Origin of the sequence: Pseudomonas sp. BCA17 (assembly GCF_004519405.1) — a bacterium.
Classification (GTDB): Bacteria; Pseudomonadota; Gammaproteobacteria; order Pseudomonadales; family Pseudomonadaceae; genus Aquipseudomonas.
Map to the genome: position 1 here is coordinate 1,518,766 of NZ_SGWI01000001.1, position 21,102 is coordinate 1,539,867.

Sequence of the window (21,102 nt, forward strand, 5' to 3'; positions counted from 1 at the left end):
AACACGATGATCCTCACTCAGGAACACCAGGAACTGCGCCGCACCGTCCGCGCTTTTGTCGACCGCGAGATCAACCCTTACGTGGATGAATGGGAAAAAGCCGGGCGCTTTCCCATCCACGAGATCTTCCGCAAGGCCGGCAACCTCGGCCTGCTGGGCATTTCCAAGCCGGAGAAATTCGGCGGCATGGGCCTGGACTACAGCTACTCGATTGTCGCTGCCGAAGAATTCGGCACCATTCGTTGCGGCGGCATTCCCATGTCCATAGGCGTGCAAACCGACATGTGCACCCCGGCCCTCGCCCGCTTCGGCTGCGATGAACTGCGCGACGAATTCCTGCGCCCGGCCATCAGCGGCGAGCAAGTGGGCTGTATCGGCGTCTCGGAAACCGGCGCCGGGTCCGATGTGGCCGGGTTGAAAACCCATGCGCGCAAGGACGGCGGCGATTACGTGATCAACGGCAGTAAAATGTGGATCACCAACTCTCCCAGCGCCGACTTTATCTGCCTGCTGGCCAACACCTCCGACGACAAACCGCATATCAACAAATCGCTGATCATGGTGCCGATGAATACGCCCGGCATCAGCGTCAGCCCGCCGCTGGAAAAACTCGGCATGCACAGTTCCGAGACCGCCCAGGTGTTCTTCGACGACGTGCGCGTGCCCCAGCGCAACCGCATCGGCCAAGAAGGTGCGGGTTTCATGATGCAGATGCTGCAATTCCAGGAAGAACGCCTGTTTGGCGCGGCCAACATGATCAAGGGCCTGGAGTACTGCATCGACAGCACTATCGAGTACTGCAAGGAACGCCAGACGTTCGGCAAGGCCCTGATCGACAACCAGGTGATCCACTTTCGCATGGCGGAACTCGCCACTGAAATCGAATGCCTGCGTGCTCTGGTCTACCAGGCCACCGAGCAATACATCAAAGGCCAGGACGTGACGCGCCTCGCCTCCATGGCCAAGCTCAAGGCCGGGCGGCTGGGCCGCGAAGTCAGCGACAGTTGCCTGCAATACTGGGGCGGCATGGGCTACATGTGGGACAACCCGGTGGCCCGCGCCTACCGTGACGTGCGGCTGGTGTCGATCGGCGGCGGTGCCGATGAAATCATGCTGGGCATCATCTGCAAACTGATGGGCACCTTGCCCGGTAAAAAGCCATGAACACCCTGCTGCTCGAAGCCCATCACGGCGTGCTGCACATCACCCTCAACCGCCCCGAATGCCGCAATGCCATGAGCCTGGAAATGGTCAATGAACTGCGCACGGTGCTGGCGGGGTTGGACAGCCAGGTGCGCGCACTGGTGATCAGCGGGACCGGTGGGCATTTCTGTGCCGGTGCGGATGTAAAGGACATGATCCATGCCGGCGATCGATTACAGGCGCTGAATCGAGCGTTCGGCACGCTGCTGCAGGAGGTTGAAGCGGTGCCGCAGGTGGTGATCGTGGTGTTGCAAGGCGCAGTGCTGGGCGGTGGGTTTGGCTTGGCGTGTGTGAGTGATATTGCGATGGCTGATCATCAGGCGCAGTTCGGTTTGCCGGAGACCAGCCTGGGCCTGCTGCCGGCGCAGATTGCGCCGTTTGTGGTGAAGCGGATCGGGCTGACCCAGGCACGACGGTTGGCGCTGACGGCGGCACGGTTTGACGGGGTGGAGGCCGAGCGGTTGGGGGTCGTGCATTTTGTGGAGACGGACTCTCAGGCGCTGGCGCAGCGCTTGGACGAGGTGTTGGAGCAGGTGCTCAAGTGTGCGCCCGGGGCGAATGGACGCACAAAAGCGCTGTTGCTGGCCAGTGTCGATGAGCCCCTTGAGCGTGTATTGGATCGGGGCGCGCAGTGGTTTGCTGAGGCGGCGACCGGCGTCGAAGGGCTTGAGGGAACGCAGGCGTTTGTACAAAAGCGTAAGCCGGGGTGGTGCAAATGACGCCATCGGGAGCAGACACCCCATCAGCCGAGGGATAACTCAATGCCGCCATTCAGCAAAATCCTGATCGCCAACCGCGGCGAAATCGCCTGTCGTATCCAACGCACCGCCCAAACCCTGGGCTACCGCACCGTGGCCGTCTACAGCGACGCCGACGCCCAGGCCCTGCACGTCCAAATGGCCGATGAAGCCGTCAACATCGGCCCTGCGCCGGTACAACAGTCCTACCTGAACATCCCGGCCATCCTCGATGCCGCCAAAAAAACCGGCGCCGACGCCATCCACCCAGGCTACGGCTTCCTCTCCGAAAACGCCGCGTTCGCCAAGGCCTGCCTCAACGCAGGCCTGACCTTTATCGGCCCAAGCCCCGAAGCCATCGAACTGATGGGCAGCAAACGCCTGTCCAAACTCGCCATGCTCGATGCCGGCGTGCCCTGCATCAAGGGTTACCAAGGCACCCGACAAGACGACGCCACCTTACAGCAGGAGGCCAACCGCATTGGCTACCCCCTGATGATCAAAGCCAGCAGCGGCGGCGGCGGGCGCGGCATGCGCCTGGTGCACGATGCCGACGCCCTGCTGGAAAATCTCCACACCGCACGCTCCGAAGCAAAAAATGCGTTTGGCAGCGATGAATTGATCCTCGAACAAGCGCTGATCGACCCGCGTCACGTCGAGATCCAACTGTTCGGCGACCGTCATGGCAACCTCATCTACCTCGGCGAGCGCGACTGCTCCATTCAGCGCCGCCATCAGAAAGTCATCGAAGAAGCCCCCTGCCCCGTCATGACGCCCGAGTTGCGCCAGGCCATGGGTGAAGCCGCCCTCAAGGCCGGGGGCACCGTGAATTACGTCGGTGCGGGCACCGTGGAGTTTTTGCTCGACCGCGACGGCCGTTTCTACTTCCTCGAGATGAACACCCGCCTGCAAGTGGAACACCCGGTCACTGAACTGATCACGGGCTTGGACCTGGTGGACTGGCAGTTGAAAATCGCCGCCGGTGAACCGCTGCCGCTGAAACAGGTCGACGTGCTCCTGAGCGGCCATGCCATGGAAGTGCGTCTGTACGCCGAAGACCCGGCCCAGGGCTTTCTGCCGCAAACCGGCGATGTGCTGCGCTGGGAGCCGGCTGCCGGTGTGCGCATCGACCACGGCGTACTGCAGGGCCAGCGCATCAGCCCGTTCTATGACGCGATGCTCGGCAAGATCATCGCCCACGGCGCCACCCGCGAAGAAGCCCGACGCAAACTGCTGCGTGCGGTTGAGGACACCGTGCTGCTGGGAGTGACCACCAACCAGCGGTTGCTGGCCGATATGCTCAAACATTCAGACTTTATCGCGGGCGATTTCAGCACCGGCTTTGTCGCCGAGCATTTCAGCCAAATCCCGCCCCAGCCAGCGTCGCAAGAACAACTCGCCCTGGCCGCCGCGCTGTTTTATCAACACAGCGCCATCGCGCACTCACCTGGACTGGCGGGGTGGAGTAATAATGCACATGGCACTGCCACCGCGCCTTGGGCGTGCCGCCTGGAGGTCAACGGAGAAATCCATGACGTCAGTACCACGTCCCTGCACGTCACCACCGACGGCCAGCATGCCACCCTGGAATTCAATGGCATCCGCCGACGTATCGCCTACCACCTCAATGGCAACCGGTTGTGGCTGCCGGGCCTTACCATCACCAACTGCACCCAGCAAGTCGCCAGCCGCCAAGCCGGTGCCAGCAGCGGTACCGTCAAGGCGCCAATGGACGGTGCCATTGTCGACATACGTGTGAGCGTTGGCGAAACCGTCAGCAAAGGCCAACTGCTGCTGGTGCTCGAAGCCATGAAAATGGAGCATCCACTCACGGCCGGCATCGACGGTGTGATCAAGGGCCTGCAGGTCGTTGCTGGCGATCAGGTGCGCAATCGCCAGGTTCTGCTGGAGATCGAGTAGAAGCAGCCCTGGGACTTAATGCCAGTCAGCTAAGGGTGAACACTGTATGTGTGGCGAGGGAGCTTGCTCCCGTTGGACTGCGCAGCAGTCCCGGCTTTGTAAACACAAAGAGCGGGGCCGCTTCACGGCCCAACGGGAGCAAGCTCCCTCGCCACAGGTTACTTTTTAGCCTTACTCCTTTGACTGACTGGCACTAGCCTTGGGACTCAATGAAAAAGCAGCGCGGAACTACAAGGTCACGCTACGCTCTATCCCCATCAGGAAACGAAGAGTACGGGAACCTGCGCGATGCCTCATTGGCTGATTATTGACCTTGAAGCCACAACGGATGAAGGCGGCTGGCCCGTGACGGAAATGGAAGTCACCGAGATCGGCGCAAGCCTGGTCAACCGCCAGGGCCGCGAACTGGATCATTTCCAGCGCTTTGTGCGGCCGCTGCGTCGCCCATTGCTGACGCCCTTCTGCCGCCAGTTGACCCATATCACCCAGGCCAACATCGACGCTGCCGCCCCGTTCACCGAAGTGTGGTCGCTGTTCGAACGCTGGCTGGGCCAGCATCAAGCACGTCTGGAAAGCTGGGCCAGTTGGGGGGATTACGATCGTGTGCAGCTGGAACTGGAATGGCAGCGCCATGACCTGACCAGCGCCCTGGCGCAAACGCCCCATATCAACCTCAAGCAACGCTTCGCCAAGGCGCGGCGCCTGGACAAGCCGCTGGGGCTCAATGGTGCCCTGCAATTGGCGGGGATGCAGTTCCATGGCCAGCAGCATCGCGCGCTGGAAGATGCGCGCAACACCGCACGCCTGCTGCCGTTGATTTTACCGGTCTAGGCAGCTCCTCCGGGCTTGGGCATACTGGCCGACCTTTCCAGACCCTTTTCCGAGGATTCACCCATGTTTAAAGTCAATGAGTACTTCGACGGCACCGTCAAGTCGATCGCTTTCGGCACCGCAGAAGGTCCGGCGACTATCGGCGTGATGGCCCCGGGTGAATACGAATTCGGCACCGCCCAGAGCGAAATCATGCACGTGGTATCCGGCGCCCTGACGGTCAAACTGCCGGACGCCGGCGATTGGGAAACCTTCGCCGCCGGCAGCCGGTTCAACGTACCGGCCAACAGCAAGTTCCAGCTGAAGGTGGCGGTGGACACCGCTTACCTGTGCGAATACCGCGGCTGATTTTTCTGCCCGTCAAAAAAATGCCCGTCTCGCAGGAGACGGGCATTTTTTATTCCAGGATCATGACCGGCATGCCCACCTCGAGGTGGCCAATGCCGTCGTTGACCAGGTTCTGGCCGAACATCGCACCGTTCTCCGTCTTGCGATAGGAGTCGAGCGTGGCGAAAGGCTCGCGGTCAGCACTACGCTCGCCGGTTGCGGGGTCGATCGTGGTCAGAATGCAGCGTGAGCACGGCTTGACCACGCGAAACTCGACGTCGCCAATACGCAGGCGCTTCCATCCGTCCTCTGCGAAGGCTTCGCCTCCTTCGATCACCAGGTTGGGGCGAAAACGCAGCATCTCCATCGGGCGGCCAACGTGTTGCGAAAGATCGTCCAGCGACGCCTGGCCGATCAACAACAGCGGGTAGCCGTCGGCAAAGGCCACTTGGTCGTCATCCTTGCCGAAACCAGCCTCGGTGGTACGTGCCCGCGCCAGCGGCATCTGCACCAGCCGCGTGGGCTTGCCGATAAACTCGCTGACCCAGGCCGCCGCCTCATCCCCGGCATCCGGCACGCGCAAGGTGTCGCGCCAGAGGGTCACGCCACGCAACTCGGCGTCATTGCCGGGCAAAGCCACCGCAAGCGGCGCAACGCCTGGGGTGCTGAGGGTCAAGCCACCGGCAGCATTCCACAGCGCCGATAACTGGCTCATCTTCGCCACCGCCCGCTGCGTCAGGAAACGCCCGCTGGCTTCGTCCACCAGCATCCAGCGTCGGTCCCCTGCCAACCCCAGTTTATCCAGGCCGATCTGCTGCAAGACCTCGGCCTTGCCGGACTTCAAAGGGTAACGGTACAACGCGCTGAGACGAAGCATGGGCCTGCTTTCCTGGGGGGATAGAGCGCCACCCTATACGAGCAAGGCCACGGAATCAAAAACCATGGCTTTGTTTATGGTCAACGGGCCTGCCCCGCTCACTGCGCATCCAGCATCAAACGTTGGCGCACCACATCCACCAGTTTGTCCGGCTGGAACTTGGACAGGAAGTTGTCGCAGCCGACCTTCTTGACCATCGACTCGTTGAAGCTGCCCGACAACGAGGTGTGCAGCACCACGTAGAGCCCGCGCAAGCGTGGGTCGTTGCGGATCTCGGTGGTCAGGCGGTAGCCGTCCATCTCGGGCATTTCGGCGTCGGTGAAGATCATCAGCAGCTTGTCGGTCATCACCTGACCGCTGTCGGCCCACGCCTTGAGCATATTCAGTGCCTTGAGCCCGTCGCTGGCGATGTGCATCTTCACCCCGAGCTGCCCAAGGGTGTCGCGCAGTTGCGAAAGGGCTACGTTGGAGTCATCCACCAGCAGTACTTCGCGGCCACGGGCGCGTTCCAGCACCGGGTCTTCGAGTTTTTCACGGGAAACCTTGGCGTTGTACGGCACGATCTCAGCGAGGACTTTTTCCACGTCGATGATCTCCACCAACTGATCATCGACCTTGCTGATGGCGGTGAGGTAATGCTGGCGCCCGGCGCTGGTCGGCGGAGGCAGGATGGCTTCCCAGTTCATGTTGACGATGCGGTCCACGCCGCCCACCAGGAACGCCTGCACCGAGCGGTTGTACTCGGTGACGATTATGGTGCTGTTGGGCCCCGGCACCAGCGGGCGCATGCCGATGGCCTGGGATAGGTCGATCACCGGCAGCGTCTGGCCACGCAGGTTGACCACGCCGCACACGAATGGATGGCGCTGGGGCATCAGGGTCAACTTGGGCAGTTGCAGGACTTCCTGCACCTTGAACACATTGATCGCGAACAACTGCCGCCCGGCCAGGCGAAACATGAGAATCTCCAGGCGATTCTCACCCACCAGTTGCGTGCGTTGATCTACCGTGTCGAGAATGCCGGCCATTAAAAGCTCCTGATGTGCGCGCTTGATTCACGCTGAGAGAGTATGCAGCTCAGTTAAGTCTAGTTATCGGCGGCAAACGCCAGACCTTGACCCCCCCGTAAAATGCCATGTAAATCAGTTGATGTCACACTGACATCATGCTTTACTGAATCGCGCCTTCATGCGCCTTGCCGCAACGCCGCGCGACATCCAAATCGGCGCGGGGTTCCGCTGCGTAAGGGATTCCCCTATACGCAATCAGGTCCAACCTGATATTCGCGATATCTAATAGCCATTAATGTGACGCCATTCTCATTGCATGAATGGAGTCAGGCTTTTGTTTGCCACACCAAGCCCAAACCCCACGGGTCTTCCAGGCACTCTGTTGGCGGCAACTAACGTTGTGCAATTGCCCCGGACAACGCGGGTCACGCGCGGCTTTCGTGGTCAATTCAATAACGGTCCTACTGAAATCTCAGAACCGACCTACAGATCCCAGTCATATTTCAGCGGTAGTTTTACGCCATTCACCCGGTGCGACATCTCATCACCCGACCTTATGTTGTGGAGACTTACATGATGAATAGCGCAAACGAATGGCAAACTGCACTTCCCGAATTCCTGCTGGAAGCCGAAATGCTTCTGGCCAAATCGGAAGAGTGCTTGAGCCACCTGCATTTGATTCGCAACGACAGCGATGCCATCGACTGCATGAAAGCCAGCCTCGCCAAGCTGGCGGAAAAAGCCGAAGGCCTGGCACTGCAGGCAATCAGTGAATTCTCCAGGCATATCCAATACCTGATCGCCAACGCCGTGAACCCCATGCAATTGCATGATCAGGCCCTGGACGCCCTGCATGACTGCCTGACGTTGCTGGCCTGGCAATTGGAATTGATCGACACGCGCACCGGCGAACTGACGCTGGATGAAAGCGAACAAACAACATTGATCGCGACGGTCACCCTGCAAATCCCACAGAAAGACTTCGGCAATAAGCCGCAACAACGACTGCACCACAGGGTTTGAGCAATGATCAGGTCGTATTTAATACGTTAGTTATCTAAAAACGACCCTTTTGTTAGTCGCTCGAGACGATCTTGCGCGACAGATATGTCACTTAGCCATGTATGCAATAACGTTACAAACCAACTCTATTAGTACAACTACTCACTCACTTTGCACTCTGGGCTTATCACCTGGAATGTTTGCCTGGTTAATAAGCCTGCCGAGCAAGGCGCCAGGCGACCGACGATAACAGTGGTGGTACTATGCCCCGCTCGAAGTGGCTCAACTTCATCATGTCTACAAACGATTCGGCACCGTATTCCAAACAAGGGCCTGTCAGCCGCCATGACCGGCCTTCCCGCACCGAACCTTCATTGGCTCCATCCGCTATGTACGCCAGCCTCAAGTCACTCATCACAAGGTCCGTGTCCCGCAGCAATGCCCACCGCCTGGTCCTTGCCTTGTGCCTGTGCTCATCGTTGGTCAGCCTGTGGGCCTATATCGGCCGTGTGCCGCTGCCTTTATCGATCCTGTTGCTAAACCTGACCACCTTGATCGTGGTGGGTGTGTGGCAGTGGAACTCGCGCAAATCCATCAAGCTCCAGCCCCAGGAGCTGGCCGACCGCTTGCTGCAAGTCCAGGAAAACGAACGTCACCGGCTCAGCCGCGACTTGCATGATGATATTGGCCAGTTGCTGACCGCCGCCAAACTGCAAAGCGAATGGCTCAAGCGCCGACTGCCGGACGACCTGCAAAGCCAATGTGCGGTGCTGTGCAATACCTTGAATGAAACCCTGGCCAAAGTGCGCGATGTTTCGGCGATCCTCAATCCACGCCAGTTGGCCAGCCTGGGGCTGGAAGCCAGCCTGCGCGCGCACCTGCTCAAGACCCTGGAAAACACCCCGGTTCACTGGAGCCTGGAATGCCAGCAACGGTTGACCGGCATCCCCGAGGAAATGGCCGTGGCCGCCTTTCGCATCACCCAGGAAGCGGTGACCAACATGCTTCGCCATGCCCAGGCGCAGAACCTGCTGGTGCGCCTGCAACGACTCCCCGAAGGCTTGTCGCTGATGATCTGTGATGACGGCCAGGGCTTTTCACCGGCGCCCAACCCGGGCCTGGAAGGCCAGCGGGGTATGGCCGGCATGTCCGAACGGATCGATCAACTGGGAGGCTCCTTGTCCGTCAGCAGCCGGCCCGGCAAAGGCACGCGGATCGATGCACTTTTCCCCTGGGCGCCCCGCGCCCTCGAACGGGCCAGCGCCCCTAAGGCTGTTGAGTGACTTGCAAATTACTTCTGGTGGATGACCATGCCCTGATCCGGGCCGGCGTGCGCGCGCTGATCCTGGATATCCCCGGCTACACCGTGATTGGCGAAGCCAACGATGGTGCGCAACTACTGGAGGCATTCAGCACCCAGCAGCCGGATATCGTGCTGCTGGACCTGTCGATGAAACACACCGGTGGCCTGGACGCTTTGCAGCAACTCAAGGCGGCCTACCCCAAGAGCAAAGTGTTGATCCTGTCGATGCACACCGACCCCGAGCTGATCATGCGTGCGCTGGAGTCCGGCGCCCATGGCTACCTGCTCAAGGACACCACGACCAACGAGCTGGAACACGCCCTGCAGGCCCTGCGCAACAATGAGCGCTACCTGAGCCCCGCCATTGCCCACACCGTGATCAACCAGGCATTGATCCGCAGCCAGGGGCCGGCCTCGCCCGTCGCCCACAACCACACCCTCACGGCGCGCCAGCTGGAGATCCTGCGCCTGATCGTGCGCGGTAAATCCACCCGGGAAATCGCCCTGGGCCTGGGCTTGAGCATCAAGACCGTGGAAGCCCATCGCTCGCAGATTATGAAACGCCTGCAGATCTACGACGTCGCCGGCCTGGTGCTATTCGCCGTGCGCGAGCAGATCATCAGCCTGGACGACTAGGGGCGAACCCGTCGGCAAGTGCACGCGCAAGGCCTTGGGCAACGCACTGAAACGCAGGTCGTCGCCCTGCAGCGGTTCGCCGTCCAGGTTGATATACAACCCCTCGGCCACCTTGATCTCGACCCAGGGCAAGCGTGCCCGCACAAACATGTTATCCAGGCCCCAGCCGTCGCTCATCAGGGTGAGCAAGGTGCCGACCACCTCCTGGGGCGCCGGCAGGATGCTGATATCCAGCAAGCCATCATCGGCCAACGCGCCAGGGCACAGCACATGCCCACCGCCCGCTTGGCGGCCGTTGCCGATACCGAGCGCAAGCAAATCGCCTTTCCAGTGAAAACCGGGGCCTTCCAGCTCACCATACGCCGCCTTCAATTCGCTGAATCGCGTCAAACCGGTGAACAGGTAGGCGGCGCCGCCGAGGACTTTTTTCAGGTCTTCCGAGGTATTGGCGGTGACCTGGCTGCCGAAGCCGCCGGTGGCCATGTTGAGGAAGATTTGCCCGCCGACCTCGCCGAGGTCGATCGCCCGCGGTGGCACGTCCAGCAGTGCCAACGCTTGGGCGGGTTCCAGCGGCACGCCGGCGGCGCGGGCAAAGTCGTTGGCGGTGCCGAGGGGCATCAGGACCAGGCTGGCGTCGGTCTTGGCCAGGGCCATGGCTTCGGCGACGTCACGCAGGGTGCCATCGCCACCGCCGGCGATGATGTGGGTGTAGCCGTCGGTGAGGGCTTCGTTGACCAGGCGTTGGGCGTCGCCGCCTTCCCATGTGACCCGCACGGCCAATTCTCCACCCTGCTCGCGCCGGGCCTGTACGGCGGCGCGCACGTCCTCGTTCAGAGCTTGTTTGCCGTGGAGGATCAATAGTGCTTTAGGGGTGGTCATGGGTGGGTGACTCCGGGGGTTGAGGGTTCCTGAAGGATGTGGACATTGGGTCGGGGGGAAAAAGTCATTGGGGGGTGGAAATTAATTGGCCGGTTTATCGAGTACATTGGACTTGCCCCAGCACTCGGCACCTCGCCCAGGCTCGGTGTGCCCGCAATCCGACATTGATTTGGGGCGCCTGAGATCAAGATCAAAAGCGGCTCGCTTCGCATCGTGATGTGTGTAGACAGCCATGCTGTGCTGCAGCTTTTGCTTTCTGTGGGAGCTGGCTTGCCTGCGCTACACAACTTTGGTGTGGCCATGAACCTGTGGCGAGGGAGCTTGCTCCCGTGACGGCTCGGAAGCCGGCGACTATTCAACTGGCCCTCCGCGACGGGGTTCGCCCCCGTTGAGCCGACCAGGATGTTGGAGTGCAATGAGTACATATCCATTGCTGCGGTAACGACGGCTTAGGGTTCCGCCCTTACGGCGGGTCACTTTGGAAAAGCCCCAAAGTAACCAAAGGGCTCTTGCCCCACCACTCGGCACCTCGCTCAGGCTCGGTGTGCCCTCACTCCGGCTTGAATCCGTGGGCCGCCGTCATGGGCCATCCCTGGCCCAGGACGGCTAACCCGGCGTCCTGCCGGGTTACCCACGGATTCAAGCCTGCGTTCGGCCAGCGTGGTTTAACGGGGCGCCCAAGATCAAGATCAAAAGCCAGATCAAGAGCCAGATCAAGAGCAGATCAAGAGCAGATCAAGAGCAGATCAAGAGCAGATCAAGAGCAGATCAAGAGCAGATCAAGAGCAGACTGATGAGACCAGATTGTGGGAGGGGACAGTCAAATAGCTCCACTGGCGCCCTGCCCCATTTATAACCGAGTACATCGGTCAAAACCCCGGTCGGCTCTAAGGCCGCCGCGCTCTGGCTTTTGATCTGGGGCGCCCCGTCAAACACGCTGGCCGAACGCAGGTTTTGGAGCGTGGGTAACCCGGCAGGACGCCGGGTTAGCCGCACTGGGCCAGGGATGGCCCATTGCGGCGGCCCACGCTCCAAAGCCTGGGTTCGGGTACACCGAGCCTGGGCGAGGTGCCGAGTGTTGGGGCAAAGCGTTTTTGGTTACTTTTTGCGCTCTTCAAAAAGTGACCCGCTGTAAGAGCGGAACCGCCAGCCGCCATTACCGAAGAAACGGATATACACACAACCCCGAAAATCAGCCCTTGTGCAACTTACTCATCAACTGCGCCTCAGCCTGGGTCAACCCACACGACTGCGTCAGCTCATCCACCGTAGCCCCCATGCCCACCAACTTCGCCGCCTGAGCAAACGACAGGCTTGTCGGGTCACGCTGTTCAATCTGCGCCAGCTTGTCCGGCAACGGCCCGAGGATCGCGCGCAATTCATGCACCTCATCCCCCACCTTCACCGCACTTTTCTGGAAGTGGTCAACACGCTTGACCAGATCGATGATGCGTCGGTCACGCACAGCATCGCGCTCAGCCTGCTGCTGGGCCAATTCCCGTTGCTGGCGCATGTAGCGCAGCAGAAAAGTCAGAGTCCCGGCCCACAACAGGGCCAGGACTATCACCGCCGCCTCAAAGAACAATCAGATGCTCTCCAGTTCCGACCACTCTTCTTCGCTCATCATCTTGTCCAGCTCAACCAGAATCAGCAGTTCGCCGTTCTTGTTGCACACACCCTGGATAAACTTGGCGGATTCTTCGTTGCCCACGTTCGGCGCGGTTTCCACTTCCGATTGGCGCAGGTAAACCACTTCAGCCACGCTGTCGACCATGATCCCGACCACTTGCTTGTCGGCTTCGATGATCACGATGCGGGTGTTGTCGTTGACTTCGGTCGGTACCAGGCCGAAACGCTGGCGGGTGTCGATCACCGTCACCACGTTGCCGCGCAGGTTGATGATACCCAGCACGTAACTCGGCGCACCCGGCACCGGGGCGATCTCGGTGTAGCGCAGCACTTCCTGCACGCGCATGACGTTGATGCCATAGGACTCGTTGTCCAGTTTGAAGGTTACCCATTGCAGGATTGGATCATCCAAACCTTGTGCGGACGCTGACTTGTTCATTCTTCGGACCCCTTCAAATGCCGCTTTACCCGGCGTGTATGCTTCGCTGACCGCATTCGCATGCGGGCCTTATTGTTCAATCAACTGCGTTGGTTCTGCGCCATCAACTTCACGGCGCCGCTGGCGATCAACTCGGCCAGTTCGGCGACGTCGAGCAACGCGCACATATGCTCGATCACGGTGCCTGCCAGCCAAGGCCTTTGGCCACGGTGGCTGCGCCATTTGATTTCGTTCGGGTCCAGGCGCAATGAGCGGCTGACTTGATGCACCGCCAGCCCCCATTCATAACCCTGCACCGAGATCACGTACTGCAAGCCCTGGCGGAAATCGTCGCGGTAGCGGTCGGGCATCACCCAACGAGCGGTATCCAGGACTTTCAGGTTACCGGCCTGGCTGGGCAGGATGCCGAGGAACCACTCCGGTTGCCCGAACAGCGGCGTCAGTTCCTGGCCTTCCAAAGAATAGATCGAACCCAGGCAAACCAGCGGCACCGCGAGGGTCAGCCCGGCGACATCGAATAACAGGCATTCAAATGGCTCGGCGGCCCAGGATGGGCGGCCATCACCGGTTTCCGGCGGCGGTGTGATGCTTGGGGGCAGGTGCACGTCCGCAATGGGCTCAACCACTACTGGCTCGACCACGGCCAGCGCGACCGGTGCCACGATCGGCACCGCAACAGGGGCGACGACCACATGGGCATCACGCGCCTGCTCTTCCAATACGGCCAACTGGAATTCATCCAGCGCACTGTCCACTGCTATGACCGGTTCAAGTTCCAGAACCGGCTCCGGCAATTCTTGCGCGGTCGCATCCTGCAGCAAGGCATCCAGGTAGGATTCCAGCGCCAGTTGCGGCCGGGTCTTGAGTTTGACGGGACGGGTCATCAAGCCACCTGCGCCACAAGCTGCTGGGACAGCAGATGCTTGAGCAACGCGCGATAAGACAGCACGCCGCGGCTTTTGCCATCGAACTGCGAAGGTGTCAGCCCCGCGCGGCTGGCGTCACGCAGGCGCGTGTCCACCGGGATGTAGCCATTCCAGATGGTGTCCGGGTAGGCGTCACGCAATACACGCAAGGTGCCGAGAGACGCCTGGGTACGGCGATCGAACAAGGTCGGCACAATGCAGAACGGCAGCGCCTGTTTACGCGAACGGTTGATCATCGCCAGAGTGCTGACCATGCGCTCCAGGCCTTTGACTGCCAAGTGCTCGGTCTGCACCGGGATCACCAGTTGCTGGCTGGCCGCCAAGGCGTTGACCATCAGCACGCCAAGCAACGGTGGGCTGTCGATGATGGCGTAATCGAAGTCCTGCCACAGTTGCGCCAGGGTCTTGGCGATCACCAAGCCTAGACCGCTCTGCCCCGGCGACTGGCGCTCAAGGGTGGCCAGTGCGGTGCTGGACGGCAGCAGAGAGATGCTTTCATTGCTGGTGGGCAGCAGCAATTGCCCGGGCAAGTCGCTGGGTACGCTGCCCTTGTGCAGGAACAGGTCGTAACAGCTGTGCTCCAGCGCATCCGGATCGTAGCCGAAATAGCTGGTCATGGAACCATGGGGGTCGAGGTCGACCACGACCACACGCTTGCCCGCCTCGGCCAGCAAGCCGGCTAAGGCGATGGAGGTGGTGGTCTTGCCGACTCCACCTTTTTGATTGGCAACTGCCCAGACTCTCATTCGGTTGGTTCCTCCCGGTGGGCACAAGCGCGACCGAGACATTGCATACGTTATTGAGCCAGTGACGGGGAATTGACGCTACCCTGCCGAACCGGCGGCTTAACCACGGGCGGTGCAGTTTGTGTGCCAGCCCGCCTCAATGCCGCATCCGGTGTTGCATTAGCCGTCCCCGTGCCGGTCAGGCTACGGCGTACGTCCAGGTTGCGCGACACTACCAGTACCACACGACGGTTGCGTGCGCGCCCTTCTGCGGTCGCATTATTGGCCACCGGCTGAAATTCACCATAGCCTACCGACGCCAGGCGACCAGGGTTCACGCCCTGCATGGCCAGCATGCGCACAATACTCGCGGCACGGGCTGATGACAGCTCCCAGTTGGTCGGGTACTGCGCGGTATTGATGGGGAAGTTGTCGGTAAAGCCTTCGACGTGGATCGGGTTTTCAAACGGTTTGAGAATTGCCGCCACCTTGTCGATGATGGTGAACGCCTGGTCGCTGGGCATGGCATCGGCGCTGGCGAACAGCAGGCTGGAATTGAGCTCGATCTCCACCCACAGTTCATTACCGCGCACGGTCATCTGGTTCGAGCTGATCAGGTCACCGAACGCGGCGCTGATATCGTCGGCAATGCTTTTCAGCGGGTCACTGGTGCCGCCGATGCCGGCGGCGACTTCATCGCTGTCTTTGACCAGCGGCTTGGCCGGCGTCACAGTCTTGGGCCGCTCATCGCCGATGGGAATGGGCTTGATCGAACGGTCGGTGTCGTTGAACACCCCGATCAGCGCCTGGGAAATGACCTTGTACTTGCCTTCGTTGATCGACGAGATGGAATACATCACCACGAAAAATGCGAACAGCAAGGTGATGAAGTCCGCGTAGGACACCAGCCACCGCTCGTGATTGACATGTTCTTCAGGCTCGCGACGGCGACGGCTCACAGGCAGACACCTCTCTGGCCAGGATTGACCGCTTCATTGTGATTGTGGCGAGCGAGCTTGCTCGCGCTGGGACGCGAAGCGCCCCCAAAACCAGGCAACGCGCTCCATCTGAAGAAACATGTAGGCTGTATCGGGGCTGCTTCGCAGCCCAGCGCGAGCAAGCTCGCTCGCCACAGGTTGATAGCCATGGCCATTAATCCATGAAGCCTTGAAGCTTCAATTCGATGGAGCGCGGGTTCTCACCCTCGGCAATCGACAGCAAACCTTCCAGCAGCATCTCGCGGTAACGGGATTGGCGCATGGCTATCGACTTGAGCTTGCTCGCCACCGGCAACAGCACCAGGTTGGCACTGGCTACGCCATAGATGGTGGCGACGAATGCCACGGCAATGCCGCTGCCCAATTGCGACGGATCGGCCAGGTTGCCCATCACATGAATCAGGCCCATCACCGCACCGATGATGCCGATGGTCGGCGCGTAGCCGCCCATGCTTTCAAAGACCTTGGCCGCGTTGATGTCGCGGCTTTCCTGGGTGTAGAAATCCACTTCGAGGATGCTGCGGATCGCTTCCGGTTCGGCACCGTCCACCAGCAACTGCAAACCTTTGCGTGCGTAGCTGTCGGGCTCTGCATCGGCCACGCCTTCCAGGCCCAGCAGGCCCTCCTTGCGTGCGGTGAGGCTCCAGTTGACCACGCGATCGATGCCGCCGGGCAGGTCGACACGCGGCGGAAAAATGATCCACACCAGGATCTGCATGGCACGCTTGAACGAGCTCAGGGGCGATTGCAGCAACGCCGCGCCCACGGTGCCGCCGATCACGATCAACGCCGCCGGGCCGTTGGCCAAGGCGCCAAGGTGGCCGCCTTCGAGGAAGTTGCCGCCGATGATCGCGACAAACGCCAGGGTGATGCCGATCAAGCTCAATACATCCATCAGAGGCACGCCTCCGCCAGATGCTTGCCGATGTCGTCCAGGCTGTACACGGCGTCGGCCAGGTCGGCCTTGACGATGGCCATGGGCATGCCATAGATCACGCAACTGGCCTCATCCTGGGCCCAGATCGTGCTGCCACCCTGCTTGAGCAGACGGGCGCCTTCGCGGCCGTCGGCGCCCATGCCGGTGAGTACCACCGCCAGAACTTTGTCGCTGTAGGACTTGGCCGCCGAACCAAAGGTGATATCCACACACGGCTTGTAGTTCAGGCGTTCATCGCCCGGCAGGATTTTCACCGCGCCACGGCCATCCACCATCATCTGCTTGCCGCCTGGAGCCAGCAATGCCAGGCCAGGGCGCAGGATGTCGCCGTCTTCGGCTTCCTTGACGCTGATGCGGCACAGCTTGTCCAAGCGTTCGGCGAAGGCTTTGGTAAACGCCGCAGGCATATGCTGCACCAGCACGATCGGCGCCGGGAAGTTGGCCGGCAGTTGCGTCAATACGCGTTGCAGTGCAACCGGGCCGCCGGTGGAGGTACCGATAGCCACCAACTTGTAGGCCTTGCGCTTGGGCGCAGGCGAATGAGCGCTCGACGCCGGGGCGCGCGCCGGCGCCACGGCAGGTCGCGCCACAGGCGCAGGCGCCGGACGCGCAAACGAGGAAGTTGTCGGCGCAGGTGCCGCAACCGGCGCGGGCGCAGGCGTGCTGAACAGGCTACGACGGTTACTGCGGGAAATGCTGTGCACCTTCTCACACAGCATCTGCTTGACCTTCTCGGGGTTGCGCGAGATGTCCTCGAAATTCTTCGGCAGGAAGTCCACCGCCCCTGCGTCCAGCGCATCCAGGGTCACCCGGGCGCCTTCGTGGGTCAGCGAAGAGAACATCAACACCGGAGTCGGGCAGCGTTGCATGATGTGACGAACTGCCGTAATGCCATCCATCATCGGCATCTCGTAGTCCATGGTGATCACGTCCGGCTTCAACGCAATGGCTTGATCAATCGCCTCTTTGCCGTTGGTGGCCGTGCCGACTACCTGAATGGTTGGATCGGCGGAAAGAATTTCCGAGACGCGGCGGCGGAAGAAACCCGAATCGTCCACCACCAGGACCTTGACTGCCATAAACACTCCGTTAGGTGGGGCGGACAAGTCGCCCAAGCCCCACCAGAATCAAATACGCCGAGCGGCGTAACGCTTGAGCATGCTCGGAACATCGAGAATCAGCGCGATCCGACCGTCACCGGTGATGGTCGCACCCGACATGCCCGGGGTTCCCTGCAGCATTTTGCCCAAAGGCTTGATGACCACTTCTTCCTGGCCCACCAGTTGATCGACCACAAAGCCGATACGCTGGGTGCCCACGGACAGAATCACCACGTGGCCTTCGCGCTGCTCTTCATGGGCAGCCGATGCAACCAGCCAGCGCTTGAGGTAGAACAGCGGCAGCGCTTTATCGCGCACGATCACCACTTCCTGCCCGTCCACCACATTGGTACGTGACAGGTCGAGGTGGAAGATCTCGTTGACGTTGACCAGTGGGAACGCGAACGCCTGGTTGCCCAGCATCACCATCAGGGTCGGCATGATCGCCAAGGTCAACGGCACCTTGATCACGATCTTCGAGCCCTGGCCCTTGGTCGAGTAGATGTTGATCGAGCCGTTGAGCTGGCTGATCTTGGTCTTCACCACGTCCATGCCCACGCCACGACCGGACACGTCGGAAATCTCGGTCTTGGTCGAGAAGCCCGGAGCGAAGATCAGGTTGTAGCACTCGGTGTCGGTCAGGCGGTCGGCCGCATCTTTATCCATCACACCGCGCTTGACCGCGATATTGCGCAGGATGGTCGGATCCATACCCTTACCGTCATCGGTAATCGACAGCAGGATATGGTCGCCCTCTTGCTCGGCCGCCAGAATCACTTTGCCGCCGCGGGACTTGCCCGAAGCTTCACGTTCTTCAGGGGTTTCGACGCCGTGGTCGACCGCGTTGCGCACCAAGTGGACCAGCGGGTCGGCCAGGGCCTCGACGAGGTTTTTGTCCAGGTCGGTTTCTTCGCCCACCAGTTCCAGGTTGATCTCTTTCTTGAGCTGCCGCGCCAGGTCGCGTACCAGGCGTGGGAAGCGGCCGAAGACTTTCTTGATCGGCTGCATCCGCGTTTTCATCACAGCGGTCTGCAGGTCGGCAGTAACCACGTCGAGGTTCGACACGGCCTTCTGCATCGACTCGTCGCCACTGCTCAGGCCCAGGCGCACCAGGCGGTTACGTACCAGCACCAGTTCGCCGACCATGTTCATGATGTCGTCCAGCCGCGCCGTGTCCACACGCACGGTGGTTTCGGCTTCGCTGGCAGGCTTTTCGGCCACCGGAGCAGCGGCGGCACGCGCAGGGGCCGGCGCCGCTGCAGGGGCCGGGGCGGGCTTGGCAGCAGGTGCGGGTGCAGCAGCAGGTGCGGGTTTTGCCGCTACGGGAGTCGCGGTCGCGGCAGCCGCCGGGGCCACTTCGCCGAACTTGCCCTTGCCATGCAACTCATCGAGCAAGGCTTCGAATTCGTTCTCGGAAATCAGCCCGTTGCCGGCGGGCTCCGGGCTGGCAGCGGGCGCAGCAGCCGTCGCCGCGACTTCCGGCAGGGCTTCGGCCACAAACGTGCCTTTGCCGTGCAGTTGGTCGAGCAACGCTTCGAACTCGTCGTCGGTAATGTCGGTGCTGGCCGAGGCCGCAGGCGCTACAGGGGCTGCGGCAGGTGCCACGGCGTCGGCAGCGAACTGGCCCTTGCCATGCAACTGGTCGAGCAGGGATTCGAATTCGGCGTCGGTGATGTCTTCGCTGGTCGGTGCCGCGACAGGGGCCGCAGGCGCTTCAGCTTCGGCCTTCACGGCGCTGAGGGAATCGAGCAGTTGCTCGAACTCGCTATCCGTCACATCGGCCTCAGGCTCGGCAACCGGTTCCGGTGCCGCTTCCACAGCCGGCGCGGCCGAGGTGTCGGCAGGTTCCGCGTAGCGCGCCAGGGCGGCCAGCAGTTCAGGGGTGGCGGCAGTAATCGGTGCACGATCACGGACCTGGCTGAACATGCCGTTGACCGCATCCAGTGCTTCGAGAATCACGTCCATCAACTCCGAATCGACGTGACGCTCACCCTTGCGCAGGATGTCGAACACGTTCTCGGCGATGTGGCAGCACTCCACCAGCTCATGGAGCTGGAGGAAGCCGGCGCCCCCTTTTACAGTGTGAAAACCGCGAAAAATTGCATTGAGCAGGTTCGCATCATCCGGGCGGCTTTCCAGCTCGACCAGTTGCTCGGACAGTTGCTCTAAAATTTCGCCGGCCTCTACAAGGAAATCCTGAAGGATCTCTTCATCGGCGCCGAAGCTCATGTGGGTGCTCCTGTAGGTCCTGATAACGGCAAATGGCAGATCGCGCCCCGCAAGGCGCAAGCCGTCGTTATTCGTCGTTCATTTGGAAAAACCAAACCTCTCTCCTCATGCCTGGCCTTGCACCTTGCGGGGCGTGGCGTGACCGTCATTTGCCGTTATCAGGACCTAAAAGCCTAAACTGGACAGCAAATCGTCTACGTCATCTTGACCGGATACGACGTCTTCACGTTTATCGGCATGAATCTGCGGACCTTCACCCTTGGCGAGGTGTTTTTGTGGATCTTTTTCCGAAAGGATCGCTGCGCGGTCATGTTCGATACCGGCAAAGCGGTCGACCTGGCCGGCCATCAGCACCAATTTGAGCAAATTGCTTTCCACTTCGGTGACCAGTTGGGTCACCCGCTTGATCACTTGACCGGTGAGGTCCTGATAATCCTGGGCCAGCAGAATGTCGTTGAGGTTGCTGGAAACCGTGCGGTTATCCTGCTCACTGCGCGACAGGAAACCTTCAACCCGACGCGCCAACTCACGAAACTCTTCCGCGCCCACTTCCCGGCGCATGAAGCGGCCCCAGTCAACGCTGAGGGCCTGGGCTTCGTTGGCCATGCCGGTGACCAGAGGCGTGGCGTTTTCCACCAGGTCCATGGTGCGGTTGGCCGCCGCCTCAGTCAGCTTGACCACATAGGACAGGCGTTCGGTGGCATCGGTGATTTGCGAAATCTCTTCGGCCTGGGGCATGTGCGGGTCGATCTGGAAATTGACGATCGCACTGTGCAGCTCTCGCGTCAGCTTGCCCACTTCCTGATACAGGCCGCGGTCACGAGTCTGGTTGAGCTCATGGATTAACTGCACTGCGTCGCCGAACTGACCTTTTTCAAGGCACTCGACCAACTGAAGAGCATGCTTTTTCAGGGTCGACTCAAAGTCTCCCTGTGACGTTTCATTTTGCTCCATAGCGCCCCCGTGGCAGCATCAATGACCGATGCGTTCGAAGATTTTTTCGATCTTCTCTTTCAAGGCCAATGCGGTGAATGGTTTGACCACGTAACCGTTGACCCCGGCCTGGGCGGCTTCGATGATCTGTTCACGCTTGGCTTCAGCGGTCACCATCAGCACAGGCAGGCTGCGCAGTTTTTCATCGGCGCGCACGTGGCGCAGCAGCTCGATACCGGTCATGCCCGGCATGTTCCAGTCGGTTACCAGAAAGTCGATGGCCCCACTGTTGAGGATCGGAATCGCAGTCAGGCCGTCATCCGCCTCGATCGTGTTGGTGAACCCAAGGTCACGCAACAGATTTTTTATGATCCGCCGCATCGTTGAGAAGTCATCAACGATGAGGATTTTCATGTTCTTGTCCAATTCGACCTCCAAGCAGTCTTAAACGCGCCCAGCAC

At 60.7% G+C, this 21,102-nt stretch carries 21 protein-coding genes; 8 read left to right on the plus strand and 13 right to left on the minus strand.

From position 1 onward, the window contains the following. Positions 1-6 precede the first annotated feature (6 nt). From atuD to EXW71_RS07010, 5 genes are all read left to right on the plus strand, one after another. On the plus strand, positions 7-1,164 hold the full coding sequence (atuD, locus tag EXW71_RS06990) for a citronellyl-CoA dehydrogenase (protein ID WP_134656872.1): 1,158 nt from the start codon (positions 7-9) through the stop codon (positions 1,162-1,164). Further along, positions 1,161-1,922 carry an enoyl-CoA hydratase/isomerase family protein gene (locus EXW71_RS06995; RefSeq protein ID WP_134656873.1) on the plus strand — a complete coding sequence of 254 codons (762 nt, stop codon included), beginning with the start codon at positions 1,161-1,163 and terminating at the stop codon, positions 1,920-1,922. The genes atuD and EXW71_RS06995 overlap by 4 nt, the downstream gene beginning before the upstream one ends. Positions 1,923-1,964: 42 nt before the next feature. Then, entirely contained in the window at positions 1,965-3,860 is a 1,896-nt protein-coding gene (locus tag EXW71_RS07000) for an acetyl/propionyl/methylcrotonyl-CoA carboxylase subunit alpha (RefSeq protein ID WP_134656874.1), read from the plus strand. 288 nt (positions 3,861-4,148) lie between these two features. Continuing rightward, complete coding sequence (locus EXW71_RS07005) at positions 4,149-4,691, plus strand: exonuclease domain-containing protein (RefSeq protein ID WP_134656875.1); 543 nt, start codon at positions 4,149-4,151, stop codon at positions 4,689-4,691. Between the two features lie 63 nt (positions 4,692-4,754). Next, positions 4,755-5,039, plus strand: a complete 285-nt coding sequence (locus EXW71_RS07010) for a pyrimidine/purine nucleoside phosphorylase (protein ID WP_134656876.1) — start codon at positions 4,755-4,757, stop codon at positions 5,037-5,039. Positions 5,040-5,088: 49 nt separating this feature from the next. Here EXW71_RS07010 and EXW71_RS07015 read toward each other — a convergent pair whose 3' ends face one another. Then, positions 5,089-5,895, minus strand: coding sequence for an MOSC domain-containing protein (locus tag EXW71_RS07015; protein WP_134656877.1), 807 nt, complete (start codon positions 5,893-5,895; stop codon positions 5,089-5,091). Positions 5,896-5,993: 98 nt separating this feature from the next. After that, positions 5,994-6,923: a chemotaxis protein CheV gene (locus EXW71_RS07020; RefSeq protein WP_123717531.1), complete on the minus strand. Its 930-nt coding sequence runs from the start codon at positions 6,921-6,923 to the stop codon at positions 5,994-5,996. Positions 6,924-7,478: 555 nt separating this feature from the next. On the opposite strand from EXW71_RS07020, the gene EXW71_RS07025 reads away from it, so the two are divergent. The 3 genes from EXW71_RS07025 (at position 7,479) to EXW71_RS07035 (ending at position 9,846) form a co-directional block, all read left to right on the plus strand. Beyond that, positions 7,479-7,928: a hypothetical protein gene (locus EXW71_RS07025; RefSeq protein ID WP_177421564.1), complete on the plus strand. Its 450-nt coding sequence runs from the start codon at positions 7,479-7,481 to the stop codon at positions 7,926-7,928. Between the two features lie 368 nt (positions 7,929-8,296). Continuing rightward, a complete protein-coding gene (locus tag EXW71_RS07030; protein WP_134657867.1) occupies positions 8,297-9,190 on the plus strand; it encodes a sensor histidine kinase in 894 nt (297 codons plus the stop codon). After that, positions 9,187-9,846 carry a response regulator transcription factor gene (locus tag EXW71_RS07035; RefSeq protein ID WP_134656878.1) on the plus strand — a complete coding sequence of 220 codons (660 nt, stop codon included), beginning with the start codon at positions 9,187-9,189 and terminating at the stop codon, positions 9,844-9,846. Before EXW71_RS07030 ends, EXW71_RS07035 begins: the two co-directional genes overlap by 4 nt. Here the strand turns inward: EXW71_RS07035 and yegS are convergent. The 11 genes from yegS to EXW71_RS07095 all read right to left on the minus strand — a co-directional run bounded on the left by yegS (position 9,805) and on the right by EXW71_RS07095 (position 21,055). Beyond that, positions 9,805-10,725, minus strand: coding sequence for a lipid kinase YegS (gene yegS / locus EXW71_RS07040; protein WP_134656879.1), 921 nt, complete (start codon positions 10,723-10,725; stop codon positions 9,805-9,807). The two genes, EXW71_RS07035 and yegS, sit on opposite strands and share 42 nt — an antisense overlap. 1,192 nt (positions 10,726-11,917) lie before the next feature. Next, positions 11,918-12,310 carry a DUF2802 domain-containing protein gene (locus EXW71_RS07050; RefSeq protein ID WP_123717528.1) on the minus strand — a complete coding sequence of 131 codons (393 nt, stop codon included), beginning with the start codon at positions 12,308-12,310 and terminating at the stop codon, positions 11,918-11,920. After that, positions 12,311-12,793: a chemotaxis protein CheW gene (locus tag EXW71_RS07055; protein WP_010564003.1), complete on the minus strand. Its 483-nt coding sequence runs from the start codon at positions 12,791-12,793 to the stop codon at positions 12,311-12,313. Between the two features lie 80 nt (positions 12,794-12,873). Next, the gene (locus EXW71_RS07060; RefSeq protein WP_134656880.1) at positions 12,874-13,677 is read right to left on the minus strand and encodes a CheW domain-containing protein; all 804 of its coding nucleotides are present in this window, start codon (positions 13,675-13,677) and stop codon (positions 12,874-12,876) included. Beyond that, positions 13,677-14,465, minus strand: coding sequence for a ParA family protein (locus EXW71_RS07065; RefSeq protein ID WP_123717526.1), 789 nt, complete (start codon positions 14,463-14,465; stop codon positions 13,677-13,679). Before EXW71_RS07065 ends, EXW71_RS07060 begins: the two co-directional genes overlap by 1 nt. 50 nt (positions 14,466-14,515) lie before the next feature. Beyond that, positions 14,516-15,403 (minus strand): flagellar motor protein MotD, encoded by an 888-nt coding sequence (motD, locus tag EXW71_RS07070; protein WP_123717525.1) that lies wholly within the window; start codon positions 15,401-15,403, stop codon positions 14,516-14,518. 193 nt (positions 15,404-15,596) lie between these two features. Next, a complete protein-coding gene (locus tag EXW71_RS07075; protein ID WP_123717524.1) occupies positions 15,597-16,337 on the minus strand; it encodes a flagellar motor protein in 741 nt (246 codons plus the stop codon). After that, positions 16,337-17,458 (minus strand): chemotaxis response regulator protein-glutamate methylesterase, encoded by a 1,122-nt coding sequence (locus EXW71_RS07080; RefSeq protein ID WP_134656881.1) that lies wholly within the window; start codon positions 17,456-17,458, stop codon positions 16,337-16,339. The genes EXW71_RS07075 and EXW71_RS07080 overlap by 1 nt, the downstream gene beginning before the upstream one ends. A 48-nt stretch (positions 17,459-17,506) precedes the next feature. After that, positions 17,507-19,708, minus strand: a complete 2,202-nt coding sequence (locus tag EXW71_RS07085; protein WP_134656882.1) for a chemotaxis protein CheA — start codon at positions 19,706-19,708, stop codon at positions 17,507-17,509. A gap of 165 nt (positions 19,709-19,873) precedes the next feature. Next, complete coding sequence (locus EXW71_RS07090) at positions 19,874-20,662, minus strand: protein phosphatase CheZ (protein WP_123717522.1); 789 nt, start codon at positions 20,660-20,662, stop codon at positions 19,874-19,876. An 18-nt stretch (positions 20,663-20,680) separates the two neighbouring features. Further along, positions 20,681-21,055, minus strand: coding sequence for a chemotaxis response regulator CheY (locus EXW71_RS07095; protein ID WP_167659641.1), 375 nt, complete (start codon positions 21,053-21,055; stop codon positions 20,681-20,683). Between the last annotated feature and the right edge of the window lie 47 nt (positions 21,056-21,102).

Coding starts and splice junctions, on each gene's coding strand:
- atuD (WP_134656872.1), top strand. CDS start 7: ATGATCCTCACTCAGGAACACCAGGAACTGCGCCGCACCGTCCGCGCT.
- EXW71_RS06995 (WP_134656873.1), top strand. CDS start 1,161: ATGAACACCCTGCTGCTCGAAGCCCATCACGGCGTGCTGCACATCACC.
- EXW71_RS07000 (WP_134656874.1), top strand. CDS start 1,965: ATGCCGCCATTCAGCAAAATCCTGATCGCCAACCGCGGCGAAATCGCC.
- EXW71_RS07005 (WP_134656875.1), top strand. CDS start 4,149: ATGCCTCATTGGCTGATTATTGACCTTGAAGCCACAACGGATGAAGGC.
- EXW71_RS07010 (WP_134656876.1), top strand. CDS start 4,755: ATGTTTAAAGTCAATGAGTACTTCGACGGCACCGTCAAGTCGATCGCT.
- EXW71_RS07015 (WP_134656877.1), bottom strand. CDS start 5,895: ATGCTTCGTCTCAGCGCGTTGTACCGTTACCCTTTGAAGTCCGGCAAG.
- EXW71_RS07020 (WP_123717531.1), bottom strand. CDS start 6,923: ATGGCCGGCATTCTCGACACGGTAGATCAACGCACGCAACTGGTGGGT.
- EXW71_RS07025 (WP_177421564.1), top strand. CDS start 7,479: ATGATGAATAGCGCAAACGAATGGCAAACTGCACTTCCCGAATTCCTG.
- EXW71_RS07030 (WP_134657867.1), top strand. CDS start 8,297: ATGTACGCCAGCCTCAAGTCACTCATCACAAGGTCCGTGTCCCGCAGC.
- yegS (WP_134656879.1), bottom strand. CDS start 10,725: ATGACCACCCCTAAAGCACTATTGATCCTCCACGGCAAACAAGCTCTG.
- EXW71_RS07055 (WP_010564003.1), bottom strand. CDS start 12,793: ATGAACAAGTCAGCGTCCGCACAAGGTTTGGATGATCCAATCCTGCAA.
- EXW71_RS07060 (WP_134656880.1), bottom strand. CDS start 13,677: ATGACCCGTCCCGTCAAACTCAAGACCCGGCCGCAACTGGCGCTGGAA.
- EXW71_RS07065 (WP_123717526.1), bottom strand. CDS start 14,465: ATGAGAGTCTGGGCAGTTGCCAATCAAAAAGGTGGAGTCGGCAAGACC.
- EXW71_RS07075 (WP_123717524.1), bottom strand. CDS start 16,337: ATGGATGTATTGAGCTTGATCGGCATCACCCTGGCGTTTGTCGCGATC.
- EXW71_RS07080 (WP_134656881.1), bottom strand. CDS start 17,458: ATGGCAGTCAAGGTCCTGGTGGTGGACGATTCGGGTTTCTTCCGCCGC.
- EXW71_RS07085 (WP_134656882.1), bottom strand. CDS start 19,708: ATGAGCTTCGGCGCCGATGAAGAGATCCTTCAGGATTTCCTTGTAGAG.
- EXW71_RS07090 (WP_123717522.1), bottom strand. CDS start 20,662: ATGGAGCAAAATGAAACGTCACAGGGAGACTTTGAGTCGACCCTGAAA.
- EXW71_RS07095 (WP_167659641.1), bottom strand. CDS start 21,055: ATGAAAATCCTCATCGTTGATGACTTCTCAACGATGCGGCGGATCATA.